Below are 16,637 nucleotides of genomic sequence, written 5' to 3' on the forward strand. Positions count from 1 at the left end.
ACGGGAGCGTCGCGAAAGCAGTGTTCGCCTCCAGCGCGCCTTCACGGCAGTGGCGCAAGCCACCAGCCTGGAAATTCGCCTCGATAACGCATGCGTTTCCTCTCGCATGCTGGGACGCGTGTCATGCGGATTGGAATGGCAGCCGGAACACGGCTTTAACGAATTAAAGAAGAAGACCTGGAGGGAAACCAGGTCTTCTTCCGTCTCTGATCGGAGGTCTGGTTCAGATCAGATTAGAAGCTACGCTCGAAGCGGAGGATACCGGCCCACTGGTCCTGATTGATGGAGTCCCAGTTGGTGTAGGTGACTTCCGGCTCGATGAGCAGGTTCTTGACGGGCTTCCACTTGACGTTCGTGGTTGCCGAGAAGGTCTTGTTGTCGGTGTAGGCGAGCTGCAGGTTCCACTTCAGCTTTTCGTTGACCGGAACGCCAACGCCGCCCCAGACAGCCCAGTCGCCCCAGCTCTGGCCGATCGAATCGCCAGGCGCATACTTGTTCAGCTTGTCGCCGTCGGTGTTCCAGCCGCCCATCAAGAATGCGTCGAATACGCCGAAGTCGGCATCGACACGAGCCTTGATAGCGCCTTCTTCGACGATCGAGTCGTAACCGCCGACGACCTTGAAGGACCATGCGCCAGCCTTGTAACCAGCACCAGCAACAACGTCCGGAGCGTAGTGGTTGTGGCTGTCTTCGCCGTTCGCACCGGTCGCGCCCGTGCCGGAGTTGCTGTCTTCAACCGAGATCACAGCCGTGAAGCCGTTACCTGCGTCGTAATTGTAGGTGATCTGGTTCAGTTCATAGGGGCCATCGGCGATCACGTCGTCGTTGATGACGTCGCCGGCATAACCGGTGAAGACGTTGAACTGCGAGTCTTCCTTACCGATGGTGAAGCCGCCGAGGCTGATGCTGGCGTGCAGCAGGTTGGTAGCCGTAGCGCCACCGTCGTTCCAATCCCAACGCAGTTCAGTGTTGGTCTTCAGCGGGCCGTATTCGGTGTCGGTTGCCGTCTGCAGCTGCAGCTCGGCACGGGTGTGCCAGAGAGTGCCATAGTGAGTGTCCGGGTTGTAGGCGTCGTACCACTTGCCTTCGGTACGAACCTTGCCGCCGATCTTGAGGCAGGTCTCGGTGCCCGGGATGAAGAAGTAGCCAGCGCCATATGCGTCGCAGATGCGGACGTATTCGAGCGGTTCCGGCTCGGCAGCAACGATAGCGTCGGCTGCGTGGGCACCGGATACTGCTGCCAGAGCAGCAGCGGAGCCGAGAAGAAGGCTCTTGATATTCATTTTTTCTCCAATCGATTTGCCGGATCGGAACGCAGCCGGAGGTTTTCCGCCACGTTCATCAATTCGGGGTTCCCTCTTACCGAAAGCCCGGAAGACTTTCGTGCTGGCACGCTAGCGGGGCTTTTGATGCATCGGAATAGAATAATTCGAAGTTATAAAGTAATTATCGTCGTAAATCGGTCAAAGATGCAAAAATACACCATAAAATAACGCGATCTTAGTATGTATATGAAGTATATTAGAATTATATACGTAATAAACGTACAATATGTATGTTATCAATCAAAAAATTTTTCGATATTTGTAAGTAAATGATACAAACTATACAATAGTTGTTGAGGATGCGGAGCGCGCATCTTGATGCAATCTTACTCAAGTCAGTGAGATGAATTGCAGAAGGATCGAAGGTCGTGGTTTCCGACCTGTCGATCTACGGGCGGAGGGGCGAAGGTGCCGCTGGGTAGTGCGCCTGAAGCCGAACTTCGCGCAGGCCACTTACGAACTCGGGCAATGCTTCAGCCGATTCCCCAGCTAAATGGCTGGATTACGAGACCGACCCAATTGTGGGGCCGTCCGGCTCTTAGGATTTGGCCGACGGACCCATACAGAATGCTCTGAAGCCGCCGAAGCAGGTCCCTCTGTGTTTTAATGGGCTTCCAGGGGGACCAATGGAACTTCCGCGCCATTGGCGTCGTAGAGCTTGCCGTTCAGGAAATAATCGCCGTCATGCAGGCCGGCAATATCCTGATAGCGGATCAGGCGTTCCGTTCCCGCGACGAAGACTGATTGCTGATCCGAATTGCCCGTTGTCAGGTGGTTGAACAAAAGGTTTAGCGTGATCGCCATCAGGGCCGCGGAGCTGATGCCGGAGTGGAAGATGGTGATGACCCATGCGGGAAAGTGCTCGTAGAAGCCCGGTGAGGCGATCGGGATCATGCCGAAGCCGATCGAGGTCGCCACGATGATGAGATTCATGTTGTTCTCGTAGTCGACTTTGGCGAGCGTGCGGATACCGCTTGCCGCGACCGTCCCGAAGAGGACGAGGCCTGCTCCTCCGAGGACGGAACTCGGAACGGCAGCGACGATGCGGCCGACGATCGGCAGCAAGCCGAGAGCGACGAGAAAAAGGCCGCCGGTCGCTACGACAAATCGGCTCTTGATGCCGGTCACGGCCACGAGGCCGACATTCTGGGCAAAGGCGCTCTGCGTGAAGGAGCCGACGACCGGGGCGAGAATGCTGGAAAGCATATCGGCCCGCAGGCCGTCGCCGAGTCGGCGCGCATCGACCTTGGCGCCGACGATCTCGCCGACGGCGAGGATATCCGCCGAGGTCTCGACCAGCGTCACCATGATGACGATGCACATCGAGATGATCGCCGCGGTATCGAACAAGGGATAGCCGAAATGGAAGATCTGTGGCAAAGCGACAAGCGGCCCGTTTGTCACTTGCGAGAAGTCGGCAATGCCGGCGGCATAGGCGATCCCCGTGCCGATAATGATGGCGAGCAGGATCGAAAGCCTCGATATAGCGGCGCTCGCCAGCTTGCTGAGCAGCAGCACGATCACGAGCGTTGCAGCCGCAAGCAGAATATTGGCCTGGCTGCCGAAATCCGGCGCGCTCCTGTTGCCGCCCATCGCCCAGCCTGCCGCAACCGGCATCAGGGTCAACCCAATGGTCGTGATGACGATGCCGGTGACGATCGGCGGAAAGAAGCGGGTGATGCGTGAAAAGACGGGCGTGATGAGGAGCCCGATGAACGATGCCGCGATGACTGCGCCCAGAACGGCCCGGATGCCCCCATGTCCGGTAATGGCAATCATCGTCGCGACGCCGGAAAAGGATACGCCCTGCACCAGGGGGAGGCGGCTGCCGAAGAACGGTATTCCGATCGTCTGCAGGATGGTCGCAAGACCGCCGGCAAAAAGCGATGCGGTCACGAGCAGACCCACATCGGCCGGTGTCAGGCCCGACGCCTGGCCGATGATCAGTGGAACGGCGACGATACCGCCATACATAGTCAGAACATGCTGAAGGCCATAGGCCAGATTGGCGCCGATGCTGAGTTTTTCATCTTCGGGGGACAGGGGTGTGGTATTTTCCTCTACTGCTATTGCCAAGGTAATCTCCTCCATACCTTTGCGTGTCTCGTTTCCTCCAAACGAGCCCTGCACGTTACGGTGTGTGCCCTCTCATGACTTTATAGAAAAATGCGAAACACCTATCTGAAGGTCGCATCCCTTCTCATGGACCGACCGCAGTCCCGGTGAATGTTCGAAAAGGACAGATCTCTATCCAGCTGAGATTGGGCGAAAACTCATCTCTCCTGTATCGCCCCGCGGGCTTACATAGCTGCCGAAATCGATTCAGTCTCGGGAAAGAATAGACGTGCAGAGCCTGTATTAGTTTTCGATTCGAATATCATTCCGAAGATTTGGATGGATTATATGAGTGAATACCAAAATAAAGCCGTCAGGATGCTGACATCGACTGTCGGCGACGAGTCTCTGATGGATTTGAATGATCGCAGAGATGCGTTTCTGCACCGCGCTCTGGAGCTTTATTTTGCCGCTGGCGGCATCGAAGACGCTATCAAGCCGATGGTTGAGAAAGTCTATTCGAAAAACAAGCCGCGCGTGGATATAGCCGTCGGCGATGTTCTCTATAAATTAGCCGGCATCGGTCACGCATGTGATATTGATATCATACAGGCAGGTTACAATAAGCTCGACGACGCCAAGCCGACATTTGCGGGCGAGGAGCGTCATCTTCCGCGATAGGACGGGGCAAGATTCCTTTCTTGGCCATAATGAATTTCGCGAACGAGCCCGTTCGCTTTTGTGGATGCCTCGGGTTTGCCTGGACAGCAACGTTGCCGTCTCTATGCCCGCGTCCCTACAAGGCCGGGATGCCCCCGCATCATCGGCCCGAAGTGAGGTATGTTGAAGCTCCCATATCTACGTTCGCACAAATCATGCATGATTTATAAAATATGGGCGATTATCTTGTACTGAATTAAGTATTCCGCCTCTAGGTCGCGCACCTCTTGCATGGCCTTCCTGATATTCTGAGCATCAACGATTTGAGGCGCTGCAGGAGGGAAAATACTCAAGATGACCGAGAATGCGATCTATGTGTATCAATCGATTGCGCGTGCGGTTTGCGATCACGATGTCGGCACGATGTTCGGTCTCATGGGAGATGCCAATCTCTTCATGATCGACCACTATGTACGCGGATGCGGCGGCCGCTTCGTGCCGGCGGCGCATGAGGGAAGCTCGGTCCTGATGGCGCTTGCCTATGCCCACGTCGCGGGCAGAGTGGGCGTGGCGAGCGTGACCCACGGTCCGGCATTGACCAATTGCGTCACTGCGCTCACCGAAGGCGCCCGCGGCTCAATCCCCATGGTGCTCCTGGCGGGTGACACGCCGGTCGTCAACCCGCACCATCTGCAAAGCATCGACCAGCGCGAGCTCGTCAAGGCCACCGGCGCCGGCTTCGAGCAGATGCGCTCGCCGGAAACAGCAACCCGGGACGTTGCCCGCGCTTTCTACCGTGCCCGGGTCGAGCGGCGGCCGATCGTCTTGAACATGCCGGCCGATTTCATGTGGTGCGAACAGGCTCACGAGCGGGCTGTGTTCGAAGTCTTCGATGCTCCCGGATATGTGCCCGAAGGCGATGCACTGGACAGGGCCATCGGCATGATCGCTTCGGCAAAGCGTCCGCTCATCCTCGCGGGCGGCGGGGCCTGCGGTGCGCGCGATCAGTTGATCCGGCTGGCGGACCGGCTGGAAGCGCCCCTCGCGACGACCTTGAAGGCAAAGGGGCTCTTCGGCGGTCATCCCTATAATATGGATATTTTCGGCACGCTCAGCACCCCTGCCGCCTATGACCTGATCGCCAGGGCGGATTGCCTGATCTGTTTCGGAGCAGGATTGCATGATTTCACGACCGACAGGGGCAAGCTCCTGAAGGGCAAGCGCATCGTCCAGATCGATATGGATGCACGCGCCATCGGCAAGAATATTCATCCGGATGCGGCCCTGGTGGCCGATGCGGGATTGACGGCAGACAATTTCGTTCATTGGCTGGACGAGGCGGAAGTTCCGCCGAGCGGCTTCACGCACGAACTGGATATCCCTTCGCTTACCACCCATCCACGCGATCAGCGCGGCAAGACGAGCGTGGGATATGTGAACTACATCTGGGCGCTCGAAGAGCTGGAAAAAGCGCTACCGAAGAACAGGGTGCTTGTGACCGACGGCGGGCGTTTCATGACCGAAGTCTGGTGCCGGATTTCCGTCAGCGATCCGCGGAGCTTCGTCGTGACGGCAAATTTCGGCTCGATCGGCCTTGGATTGCAGGAAGCGATCGGCGCAAGCGTTGCCGCACCCGATCGCCCGGTGGTGCTTTTCACCGGAGATGGCGGTTTCATGATGAGCGGCGTCAACGAGTTCAATACCGCCGTGCGTCTCGGGCAGGACCTGATCGTCATCGTCTGCAATGATTCCGCCTATGGAGCCGAACATATCCAGTTTCGCGATCGCAAGATGGACCCTGGGCTTACCCAATTTAACTGGCCCTCGTTTGCCGAGGTTGCAACCGCGCTCGGCGGCCACGGTATTGCGGTTAGCTCGGCCGATGAGCTTGGAGGCGCTCTGGATGCCATCAGGAATCGCAATCGCCCAGTGCTGATCGAGTTGCGCCTCGATCCCAATGACGTGCCACGGATGCGCATCTGACGATTTTTTCTGAAAGCGCGAAAGGCAAAACCGCTTTCCGGGCTCAGCGTGACGACATCGACTTGGCCAGAGCTGACGTCACCTCCTGGCCGAAGGATTTCTTCAGCCGTTCGATGCTTGCTTTTGATTTGCCGCAATCGAATATTCTTCTGCGAGACGGTAGATGTCTCCGATACAGTCGATCTTGCCGCGGAGTTCGGTAAGGTGGCGGGGATTTCGAGGCCGGTCTTGTCTTCAATGAGCCATAGAATTTCGATGAAATCGAACGAGTCGATGTTGAATTCCCTCAGCCTCCGCCCAGGCGTCAATTCAGCGGGGAGGACTTCATGGCAGGCTTGATCCGCGTCTATCGCTATCTGCTTGCCCTGCTCGCTTTATCGGGTATCGCGGTCTCATATATCGCCATCACACCGGGCGTGCATGTTTCACGGCTGACGATGACGGTGAATTTCTTCAGCTATTTCACCATGCAATCCAATCTTCTGCTCGCTATGACACTGCTTTGCGCGCAAATTGCGCCGCTCTCGTCAATTGGCAAATGGGCGAGCAAGCCGCCGGTACGCAGCGCCCTTCTTCTTTACGTGGGGATCGCCGGCATCGTTTACGTTTTGATGCTGAGAGACGTTTGGCACCCTCGCGGTTGGCAACTGCTCGGCGATCAGATACTCCATTATTGCGTTCCGCTGCTGTACGCTTTGGATTGGATTTTTCTGAGCGAGCGCGGCAAGCTTTCCTGGCGCGATGTGCTCTGGTGGCTGGCTTTTCCCGCAGCCTACTCCGCTTATACGCTTTCGCACGGATATATCTCTCACTTCTACCCTTACCCATTCCTGGATGTCCGCGATATCGGCCTTGAAGGCGTGCTGCTGAACATGGGGCTGCTGGCATCGGCCCTGCTGGTTCTGGGGGGGGTGCTGACTTTTCTCGATTGGGTCGGCGCCAAGCAACGGGCCTTCCGGCGCGCATAGGCAATATTGTTGCGAAGGCGAATTCGTCACTGACCAATTCGCCGCCGCGCGGCTCTTGTTTGAGCTTAGCGGTCCGCCCATTCCGGCAGTTGCGTAATGGCCGCCGGGCTGGACGCGCGCGTGCCGGAAAGGATTGTCTGGCCGAGCGCCACGACCGCGACGGTTGCGATGCTCGCGGCGACCGAAACCCAGAAGCCATTTGCAGGTCCAAAGCTGTCCACTACCCAGCCGGAGACAAAGGCGCCAAGTGCCATGCCGATACCGATGCCGGTCATCACCCAGGTCACGCCTTCGGTCAGCATGGCTTCGGGCACGCGGCGTTCGATCAAGCCGAAGGCGGTGATGAAGGTGGGGGAAATGGCAACGCCGCTGAAGAAGACGGCAAAGGCAAGCAGAGCGACCGAGGTGCCGGCAGCCAGAAGCGGCAGGGAGGTCAGGGCGAGAACGCTGACGGCCATCAGCAATTGGCGCTGCAACGGCATCTTGAGGTTCAGCGCTCCGATGATGAGACCGACGACGAAGGAGCCGAGCGCATAGACGCCGATGACGATGCTGGCGGCACCCGGTTGGCCGAGCTGCTTGGTGATGGCAACGGCACTCACTTCCGCCGTGGCGAAGGTAGCACCGACGAAGATCAGGGCGAGTGTGATGATCTGGACCGGCCGCAGCCGGATCGCCGAGCGTTGCGGGCCTGTGGAGCCAGCCGCGCGCACCTTCGGTTCCGTCGACCGCTGCATCAGGAAAGCTGCCGATCCAACCGCGAGAAAGATGGTGCTGGCGACCATCCCGGCTTCCGGGAACAACGACACGGCAAGCCCGACGGAAAGGGATGCGCCCATGATGTAGACGAGCTCGTCGGCGGCGGATTCGAAGGCGAAGGCCGTATTCAATTCGGGCCGGTCTCGGAAGATCTCCGTCCAACGGGCGCGCACCATGGCCGGTATGCTCGGCATGACGGCCGCGAAGAAGGCCGAGGCAAACAGCGTCCAGGCGGGCCAGACCTGGTTTGCCGCGATGACGAGAATGATGAAGGCGATGACCGAGAGGATGGTGGCGGGAGTGACGACCGCACGCTGGCCGAGCCGGTCGACGAGACGCGATATTTGCGGCGAGATAAAAGCATTGGTCAGGGCGAAGGTCGCCGAAACGGCGCCGGCCAGCCAATATTCACCGCGCGTCTGCGACAGCATGGCGACGATGCCGATAGGAGCCATGGCAAGCGGAAGGCGGGCAAAGAAGGCTGCGGCCGAAAAGCTCTTGGCGCCCGGTGCTCGGAAAATCTCTCTGTACGGATTGGACATCGGAACATTCCCTATATTGAACGAAATGGCCGCATACATACGCAGCGTATGTGAATGAAGTAATTGCATACGCCACGTATGTCAACTAATATACGCAACGTATGCAAATTAATATGGGTGATCTATGGAGACGCAATGCGCAAACCTCGCAGTGAAATGATTGCGGAGACGCGAGCCAAGCTGCTCGCCGCCGGCCGTGAGGCATTCGGTAGCGTCGGCTATGCCGATGCATCGATGGATGACTTTACAGCGGCTGCCGGACTGACGCGGGGCGCACTTTATCATCATTTCGGCGACAAGAAGGGGCTGCTGCAGGCCGTCGTCAGCGAGATCGATGCGGAAATGACCACAAGGCTCTGTCAGATCTCGTCGAAAGCGCCGTCGCGCTGGCAGGCATTCGTCGACGAGAATGTCGGTTATGTCGAGATGGCGCTGGAGCCGGAAATCCAGCGCATCATGTTTCGTGACGGCCCCGCCGTGCTCGGCGATCCCTCCGGATGGCCGAGCGCCAACGGTTGTATCGCCACGATTACGGAAAGCCTTCGTTGCCTTTGCGAGGAGGGTATCATCGTTGATATCGACGCGGAAGCCGGCGCTCGCCTCATCAATGCTGCAAGCAGTTGTGCCGCGCAGTGGATCGCCAATTCGGACGATCCCGAGACAATCTCGAAACGGGCAGTCGGCGCATTTCGAACCTTCCTTGAAGGCTTGCGGATCGAGAAGGACTGATCGGACTGGAGTTCGCTTAGCCGGCCGATGCGGCGGTGAAGACCGCCAGCTGAGCCTCGAAAGCCCGCTTGTAGGCAGGCCGTGCTTCCCCACGGGCGACATAGGCAGAAAGGTTCTGATATTCCTGCAAAAGGCCGGAATCCTTCAGCCTGAGCAGGACCGATATCATCAGAAGATCGCCGGCGCTGAATGCATCCTCGAGCCAGTCGGCACTGCCGAGGCGATCGGAAAGTTCGTTCAGCCGCTGGCGGATGTGCCCATCGACCATGGACAGGCGCTGCTGATACCAGGTCTGATCGCGCTCCTGGATTCTTGCGGTTGCGCGGTCAATGATCGGCGGCTCCACCGTGGAGAGGGCAGCAAACATCCATGTTATCGCCCGTGCCCGCGCCTTGGCATCGTCCGGTAGAAGCCCGGCATGGCGCTCCGCGATATGGAACACGATCGACCCCGATTCGAACAAGGCAAGGCCGTCCTCTTCGTAGGTCGGGATCTGCCCGAAGGGATGAAGGGCGAGATGCGCAGGCTCCTTCATCGCCTTGAAGGAGAGGAGGCGCACTTCATAAGGCTGGCCGACTTCTTCGAGGGCCCAGCGAACGCGCATGTCGCGCGCCAGACCTCTGCCGCGATCCGGCGATTTTTCAAAGGCGGTGATCGTTATCGTCATTGCTGCTCTCCATGGCTTTGTCTGCCTTAAAGACGATCGACTGAACGAGATTCCGACACTCCATTTTCGAGATGGTTTTCAGAGCCGGGAGCGATGCGGGCCAATGCATCTCATTTTGCAGTTCGACCGTCTGCTGGATCAGTTCATGGATAGGCGGCGCGGCAGACGCGCGTGATGATATTGCGTAGCCATTTATGGGTGGGGTCGGCGTCGACGCGCGGATGCCATATGGCGGCAATGAGTATTTCCGGCGTTTCGAACGGCAATTCAAAGCTTCGAATACCAAACTCGCCCACCGGTTCGTTCAGCTTGCTCTTGCCGAGGCAGGAGAGGGGGACAGCCGCGATGAAATTCGTCGAAGCCGCAATTCTCATTGCATCCGGAAAACCAGGCACCACAACGCGGATTTCCCGCTTCAGACCTTTCCTGTCCAAAGCCTCGTCGACCGTTTCGGCAAATTCTCCTCTTCTCGAAGCGGCGATGTGGGCGCAGGCGGCATAGCGCTTTGCCGTTACCGCCCCGCCCGTCAGCAGAGGATGACCTTCCCGCGCCACTCCAACCAGCCGATCGCGAAGCAGAAGTCGCGTGCGCAGCTCCGGCGCAGGTACGCCTAAGACGCCGATTTCCAGATCGATCAGTCCTTCCCGCAACATATGCGGCTCCTTGTCCCGCTTGAGCACGAAGCGGATGCGGACGCGGGGGGCGGCTTCCGTGATGGCCGCGACGAGGGGCGCAGACAAAAGCTCGAGAAAGGCTTCGCTCACGCGGATCGAAAACGTGGTGTCCAACGTGGCAACATCGAGTTCGCCTGCCGCAGGCCGAAGAATGGCGCGCGCATCCAGTGTGACGGCATGAACGCGATCCCGAAGGGTCTCGGCAAAACGTGTCGGCACGAGGGATCTGCCTGCCCTGACAAGCAACGGATCACCCGTCACGGCACGCAGCCGCGACAACGTGCGGCTCATGGCGGAAGGGCTCAAGCCAAGACGCTTCGCCGCTTCCGTCACGCTCCCCTCGGCAAGCAGGACATCAAGGGCGGCGAGCAGATTGAGATCTATGTCTTCCATGGCAATTGGGTAGACCAGATCGATCAACATGCCTAGCGTCTGACGCAACTATTCTTTGCATCCTGTGCGTCTGGCGAAATCCAGGCCAGGCTTTCATATTGCGCTCACAGCAAACAAAGGAGGCGTGCCCATGCCGTCATCATCATCGTCCACCGGCAGCATCCTGATCATCGGCGCATCACGCGGTCTCGGCCATGCGATGGCCGAAGAATTCTTCAAGAAGGGCTGGTCCGTCGTCGGCACGGTGCGGGCGTCGACGGCGAGGACGAAACTGCACGATCTGGCAGACCGTTCCGATGGCCGCGTCACCATCGAAACGCTCGATATCAACGAGCCGGAACAGCTCGCCTCGCTGCGCGCGCGCCTCGACGGCCGCGTCTTCGACATGCTGTTCGTCAATGCGGGAACGACGAATGTCCCGACCGAGACGATCGCGGAGGTGACGACGGCAGAGTTCGTGCGCGTCATGGTGACGAATGCGCTGAGCCCGATGCGGACCGTTGAAGGGTTGCAGGACCTCGTTTCGCCCATGGGGCTGATCGGCGTCATGTCGTCGGGGCAGGGGAGCGTCAGCAACAATACGACGGGCATGCGGGAAGTCTACCGCGGCAGCAAGGCGGCCTTGAATACGTTGATGCGCAGCTATGCCGCCCGGCATGCGGAAGATGCGCGTGCATTGGTGCTCATGGCTCCCGGTTGGGTCAAGACCGATCTGGGCGGCCCCGACGGGCGGCTGACGATAGAGGAAAGCATTCCGAACCTGGTGAACGTGCTTCTCGGCCAGCAAGGGAAGCGGGGCCTTGAATATCTGGACTATCTGGGCCGGACAGTTCCCTGGTGATCCGTCGTCAACGCAGCATATGAGCCTTGAGGCATCGCTAGACCGGAGCCGGCGCTCCGCCGATTCGGCTGGCGATTGTTCGGCGGATCGCCGAACACATAACGGAAATGAATCGAAGCTGGCCGACCGATTCAAAACACTCGTTGGACCGCAGCCGCGTGATCGACGATTCTCCCAGCATGCTTACTCAGCCCTATCACCTCTATATCGAGCGCACCAATGCTGCGAAGAACATGGCCCGCTACTACGCGCTGGAGATATCGATGACATTGTTCGGGGATACCTGTCTCACGCGACGCTGGGGCCGCATAGGTTTCGGCGGCCAGACGATGGCGCATCATTTCGAGGATGAGAGGGATGCCGTCAGAATGTTTCTCGCGCTGACGCGGCAGAAGCGGGCGAAAGGCTACCGCCCACGCCCATTACAAAGCAGGGCGATTACGTGAATTCTCACGGCGCCCGAGTGCACTACCCGAGATATCGGGTAGTGACGTGTCCATAATGATTAGAGTGGCCTGACGTTTTCCGCCTTCGACTTGCCCGTCTTCCGGTCCTGACCCAGATCGTAGGAGACGGATTGCCCCTCCCTGAGCACATTGCCGTATTGCAGGGCGGAGACGTGAACGAAAACGTCAGGTCCTCCGCTTTCCGGCGTAATGAAGCCAAAGCCCTTGTCGGTGTTGAAAAACTTAACCGTGCCAGTTGGCATGAAATCCCCATGTCTTTGCAGTTGATCGCGGCGGCAACCTAGCGGGCAACTGCTGTCAGATCAAGCACATCTGCTAATGGCGCCCGTCAGGTCCTGTGATCAAACGTGTTTTTTTGTACCAGATCGTCTTTGAAGCCTTGGTATCAGCGATAGCCATTCCTTCTGCGACTCGGCTTTGCCCGCTTTTCGTCGAGCATTCGCGCGCAGCTCCGGTCATCTCCGGTAACTGGAATCTGATACAACTCTGATGGACTAGACTGCAAAAGGATCTATTCTTGCGGCCTGCCTCCCAGTTTTGGAGGCATCAATCGATCTGCCAACAAGCACGAGCTCCATCCATGACCAAAGGCTCCGATCTCCTGGTGGCCGCACTCGAAAACGAGGGTGTCGACCGTATCTTCGGTATTCCAGGCGAAGAAAATCTCGATGTTGTCGAATCCATCCGCAAATCGTCCATTCAATTGGTGCTGACCCGGCATGAGCAGGCGGCTGCGTTCATGGCCGCGACCTATGGTCGCCTGACCGGCAAGCCGGGTGTCTGCCTGACGACGCTCGGGCCGGGCGCCTTGAACCTTTCGACGGGCGCGGCATACGCGCTGCTTGGAGCCATGCCAATGGTGATGATCACCGGCCAGAAAGGGATACTTTCATCCCGGCAGGCCCGGTTCCAGGTGGTAGACGTGGTGGCGTCGATGAAACCGCTCACCAAGCTTGCCCGGCAGATCGTTTCGCCGCAAATGATCCCGACGATGGTCAGGGAGGCATTCCGGATCGCACAGGAGGAACGGCCGGGGCCGGTCCATCTCGAGCTTCCGGAGGACATCGCCGCCGAGGAATGTGAAGCGGTCGCTCTCGTCGCCCCGCATCAGCTGGAGCTGCCGATCGCAAGTGACGCGGCGCTCGATCGTGCGGCTGGGCTCATTACCGCGGCGAAACGCCCGCTGCTCATGCTCGGGGCAGCTGCTTCGCGCCCGCGCTCGACGTCTGATATCGCGCAATTCGTCATTCGCACCGGCATCCCGTTCTTCACGACCCAGATGGGCAAGGGAACGGTCCCGGGCGGAACCGAGCTCTACATGGGCACGGCCGCACTGTCGGAGCGGGACTATGTCCATGAGGCGATCGAGCAGGCCGATCTCATCATCACCATCGGCCATGACACGATCGAGAAGCCGCCCTTCATCATGGGCAAGGGCGGTCCCAATGTCGTCCATGTCGGATATCAGCCGGCGACCGTCGAACAGGTCTATTTCCCGCAGTCGGAAGTCATTGGCGATATCGGCCCATCGCTGAAGGCGCTGGCGGATCGCCTCGAAGGCAAGGTGCCGAACGCGCAAGCCCTTCTTCACCTGCGGGAGCGCATCCTGGAGCGCATCGCCGTTCGGGCGACGGAAGATCGCTTCACGCCGCAGCGGCTGGTCCATGACATCCGGGAAGTCATGCCTCATGACGGCATCCTGGCGCTTGACAACGGCATGTACAAGATCTGGTTCGCACGGAACTATCGAACGCGCATGGCGAACACGCTGCTGCTCGACAATGCCCTTGCGACAATGGGTGCCGGGCTCCCTTCGGCCATGGTCGCCTCGATGCTCTATCCCGGGCGGCGTGTCATGGCGGTCTGCGGGGATGGCGGCTTCATGATGAATTCGCAGGAGATCGAAACGGCGGTGCGGCTGAAGCTGAACCTCGTCATCCTCGTCATCGAGGATGATGCTTATGGCATGATCCGCTGGAAACAGGCGGTGGACGAGTTTCCGGACTTCGGGATGACGTTCGGCAACCCGGATTTCGTTAGATATGCGCAATCCTATGGCGCCAGGGGAACGAGGGTCGACGACATCAGCCAGTTCAAGCAGGCGCTCGAAGATGCCTTTTCCGGCGGTGGCGTTCATCTGGTGAACGTCCCCGTCGATTATTCGGAAAACGAACGTGTGCTGGTGAAGGAATTGCGTGCGCGGCTTCCCGCCATCCTGGAGGATCAAGATGACGCTTAATCTGAAGGTTTATCAGGCATTCGATCGCGCGCTCATTGCCGAAATCCCGGCCGATGACGCCGCTGCTCTCGAGCATAAGCTCGATGTTGCCGCGAAAGCCTATGCCGATCGCAGCGCTTGGCTGCCGACGCATCGCAGGATAGCTATCCTCAGAAGGGTGTCCGAGCTTCTCTCCGAGAACCGTGACCGCTTTGCCATCATGATCGCCCGTGAAGGTGGCAAGCCGCTGACGGATGCGATCATCGAGGTGACGCGCGGGATCGATGGTCTCGTCAATGCGGCAGACGAGTTGCGCAATTTTGGCGGCAAGGAAATCCCGATGGGCCTGACTGTTGCCAGCGCCAACCGATGGGCCTTCACCACCAAGGAGCCGATCGGCGTCGTGGCGGCGATATCGGCGTTCAACCACCCCCTCAATCTCATTATCCACCAGATTGCGCCGGCCGTGGCCGTTGGCTGCCCCGTCATCGTCAAGCCGGCGGCAACCACCCCGATTTCCTGCATCGAGATCGTCAAGCTGTTCTGGGAGGCGGGACTGGACGAGCCTTGGTGCCAGACCTTCATCACGGAGGACAATGCGCTTGCCGAGAGCTTTGCTACGGATCAGCGCGTCGCCTTCCTGAGCTTCATCGGCTCGGCGAAGGTTGGCTGGTATCTGAAAAGCAAGCTGCCGCCAGGCACGAGATGTGCGCTGGAGCATGGCGGAGCAGCCCCCGTCATCGTCGATCGCAGCGCCGGCGTCGACGCAATCGTCGGGACGATCGTCAAAGGTGGGTATTACCACGCGGGGCAGGTCTGCGTGTCGGTGCAGCGCCTCTTCGTGCACAATGACATCCTAGCCAATTTCACCGACGCGCTCGCCGCCAAGGTTGCAAACCTGCGCGTCGGCGATCCCACGTTGAAGGAGACGGAAGTCGGGCCGTTGATCCTGCCGCGCGAGACGGAACGTGTCGAAAGCTGGATCAAGGAAGCGACCGATGCGGGAGCAAGGCAATTCGGGGGAGGGCGGCTGTCCGAGACCACGCTTCTGCCCTCCGTCCTGCTCGATCCGCCGGCGGACGCCAAAGTGTCGCGCCTCGAGGTATTTGGACCGCTGACCTGTATCTATGGCTATAGCGACATTGACGAGGCGATCCGCATAGCCAACTCGCTGCCCTACGCATTCCAGGCGAGCGTCTTTTCCACCGATATAGCAGTCGCGCTCAAGGCAGCAAGGCATCTCGATGCATCCGCGGTGCTCGTCAACGACCACACGGCCTTTCGAACTGACTGGATGCCTTTTGCCGGGCGCAGGCAGTCGGGATATGGGGTCGGGGGTATTCCCTGGACGATGGAGGAGATGGCCGACGACAAGATGGTAGTGTTCAACGGCGTCAGCTAGGTGAGCGTCGGCAAGCATCATCCGTGGACTGTCCCCGCGATCGTCTGTCGGATGATGCGGCTGCCGAACGACGCCGGGGTGCCACTTCGAAATAAGTCCTCCTCGCAACCCCAGAGCATGCGTGTGTATCTATTCACAATACAATCGATAGAGGCTGCGTGCTGAGGTTTACGAAGCGCCCCAATGGGAATTATCGGGCGCTGTCGATAATCTGCCCGCCGTCCGGCGTCAGACTTGACCCCGTGATGAATTTCGAATCGCTGCTGGCGAGGAACAGGGCGACCGGAGCGACATCATCTTCGGGCGAGCCAAAGCGGCCGAGAGCATTCGCCGGCGGAGGAGTGTCTCGTCCTGCTCCCCAAGTGTCGGCCACGGGCAGAAGGTTGTTGACGGTGATCCTGTCTGGACCCCATTCGCGTGCGGCGGATCGCGTTAGAGCGCGGACGGCCTCCTTGGCGAGGTTGTACGGCCCGTAAGGCGACATGCCGAGAACGCCGGCCAGAGACGCAAAGTTGATCACTCGACCTTCCCCACTGGCTTTCAGGTATGGGTAGCAAGCCTGCATGGTCCGCAGGTACGCAATCGGTCCCATATCGAAGTTGCGTTGCAGCTGCTCGATGGAGAGATCGAGGATAGAGGACTGAACGACGGTCGGGTCGAACGCGACATTTACAAGGATGTCGATGCCGCCAAATGTCTGCACGACCTTAGCTACTGCTTCAGCAATCTGTGCGCCGTCACTCAGATCACAGACCACGCCGAGTGCGGTGCCTCCCTTGGATTGAATATGATCGACGACCGCATTCACGTTGGCGCGGGTCAGCGACAATACGGCGACTTTCGCGCCTTCGGCCGCAAAGAGTTCCGCCGTGGCACGTCCGATGCCTCTGCCGGCACCGGCGACGATAGCCACTTTTCCGGTTAGCTTTCCCATTTGGTTTCCTTTCAGGTTGG

15 protein-coding genes are annotated in these 16,637 nt (G+C 59.0%); 8 read left to right on the forward strand and 7 right to left on the reverse strand.

Translation table 11 applies throughout. The features are described 5' to 3' along the window. Positions 1-233: 233 nt before the first annotated feature. Both AC13RM_RS01190 and AC13RM_RS01195 read right to left on the reverse strand, forming a co-directional pair. Positions 234-1,283, reverse strand: coding sequence for a porin (locus tag AC13RM_RS01190; RefSeq protein ID WP_440478909.1), 1,050 nt, complete (start codon positions 1,281-1,283; stop codon positions 234-236). A gap of 645 nt (positions 1,284-1,928) precedes the next feature. Beyond that, entirely contained in the window at positions 1,929-3,416 is a 1,488-nt protein-coding gene (locus AC13RM_RS01195; protein ID WP_440478910.1) for a nucleobase:cation symporter-2 family protein, read from the reverse strand. A 312-nt stretch (positions 3,417-3,728) separates the two neighbouring features. On the opposite strand from AC13RM_RS01195, the gene AC13RM_RS01200 reads away from it, so the two are divergent. The 3 genes from AC13RM_RS01200 to AC13RM_RS01210 all read left to right on the forward strand — a co-directional run bounded on the left by AC13RM_RS01200 (position 3,729) and on the right by AC13RM_RS01210 (position 6,991). Further along, on the forward strand, positions 3,729-4,061 hold the full coding sequence (locus AC13RM_RS01200; protein WP_440478911.1) for a hypothetical protein: 333 nt from the start codon (positions 3,729-3,731) through the stop codon (positions 4,059-4,061). A gap of 333 nt (positions 4,062-4,394) precedes the next feature. Beyond that, positions 4,395-6,023, forward strand: a complete 1,629-nt coding sequence (locus tag AC13RM_RS01205; protein ID WP_440478912.1) for a thiamine pyrophosphate-binding protein — start codon at positions 4,395-4,397, stop codon at positions 6,021-6,023. Positions 6,024-6,349: 326 nt separating this feature from the next. Further along, positions 6,350-6,991: a Pr6Pr family membrane protein gene (locus tag AC13RM_RS01210; protein WP_488554456.1), complete on the forward strand. Its 642-nt coding sequence runs from the start codon at positions 6,350-6,352 to the stop codon at positions 6,989-6,991. Between the two features lie 65 nt (positions 6,992-7,056). On the opposite strand, the gene AC13RM_RS01215 is transcribed toward AC13RM_RS01210, so the two are convergent. Then, positions 7,057-8,292, reverse strand: a complete 1,236-nt coding sequence (locus tag AC13RM_RS01215) for an MFS transporter (protein WP_488554457.1) — start codon at positions 8,290-8,292, stop codon at positions 7,057-7,059. Positions 8,293-8,427: 135 nt separating this feature from the next. Between AC13RM_RS01215 and AC13RM_RS01220 the strand changes: the two genes are divergently transcribed. Continuing rightward, complete coding sequence (locus AC13RM_RS01220) at positions 8,428-9,021, forward strand: TetR/AcrR family transcriptional regulator (RefSeq protein ID WP_162738080.1); 594 nt, start codon at positions 8,428-8,430, stop codon at positions 9,019-9,021. Positions 9,022-9,037: 16 nt separating this feature from the next. Here the strand turns inward: AC13RM_RS01220 and AC13RM_RS01225 are convergent, their stop codons facing one another. Continuing rightward, positions 9,038-9,688, reverse strand: a complete 651-nt coding sequence (locus AC13RM_RS01225; RefSeq protein WP_113229029.1) for a glutathione S-transferase family protein — start codon at positions 9,686-9,688, stop codon at positions 9,038-9,040. Positions 9,689-9,831: 143 nt separating this feature from the next. Further along, positions 9,832-10,803 carry a LysR family transcriptional regulator gene (locus tag AC13RM_RS01230; protein WP_488554458.1) on the reverse strand — a complete coding sequence of 324 codons (972 nt, stop codon included), beginning with the start codon at positions 10,801-10,803 and terminating at the stop codon, positions 9,832-9,834. An 82-nt stretch (positions 10,804-10,885) separates the two neighbouring features. On the opposite strand from AC13RM_RS01230, the gene AC13RM_RS01235 reads away from it, so the two are divergent. Then, entirely contained in the window at positions 10,886-11,596 is a 711-nt protein-coding gene (locus tag AC13RM_RS01235) for an SDR family NAD(P)-dependent oxidoreductase (protein WP_285172182.1), read from the forward strand. A 179-nt stretch (positions 11,597-11,775) separates the two neighbouring features. Then, on the forward strand, positions 11,776-12,042 hold the full coding sequence (locus tag AC13RM_RS01240; protein ID WP_488554459.1) for a WGR domain-containing protein: 267 nt from the start codon (positions 11,776-11,778) through the stop codon (positions 12,040-12,042). Positions 12,043-12,101: 59 nt separating this feature from the next. Here the strand turns inward: AC13RM_RS01240 and AC13RM_RS01245 are convergent, their stop codons facing one another. Continuing rightward, on the reverse strand, positions 12,102-12,305 hold the full coding sequence (locus AC13RM_RS01245) for a cold-shock protein (RefSeq protein WP_047631453.1): 204 nt from the start codon (positions 12,303-12,305) through the stop codon (positions 12,102-12,104). A 338-nt stretch (positions 12,306-12,643) separates the two neighbouring features. Between AC13RM_RS01245 and AC13RM_RS01250 the strand changes: the two genes are divergently transcribed. Further along, complete coding sequence (locus AC13RM_RS01250; RefSeq protein ID WP_285172197.1) at positions 12,644-14,302, forward strand: acetolactate synthase large subunit; 1,659 nt, start codon at positions 12,644-12,646, stop codon at positions 14,300-14,302. Continuing rightward, complete coding sequence (locus tag AC13RM_RS01255; RefSeq protein WP_285172204.1) at positions 14,292-15,683, forward strand: aldehyde dehydrogenase family protein; 1,392 nt, start codon at positions 14,292-14,294, stop codon at positions 15,681-15,683. Before AC13RM_RS01250 ends, AC13RM_RS01255 begins: the two co-directional genes overlap by 11 nt. Positions 15,684-15,873: 190 nt before the next feature. Here the strand turns inward: AC13RM_RS01255 and AC13RM_RS01260 are convergent, their stop codons facing one another. Then, positions 15,874-16,617, reverse strand: coding sequence for an SDR family NAD(P)-dependent oxidoreductase (locus AC13RM_RS01260; RefSeq protein WP_374816739.1), 744 nt, complete (start codon positions 16,615-16,617; stop codon positions 15,874-15,876). Positions 16,618-16,637: the final 20 nt, after the last annotated feature.

The organism is Martinezella sp. CNPSo 3732, from assembly GCF_057784515.1.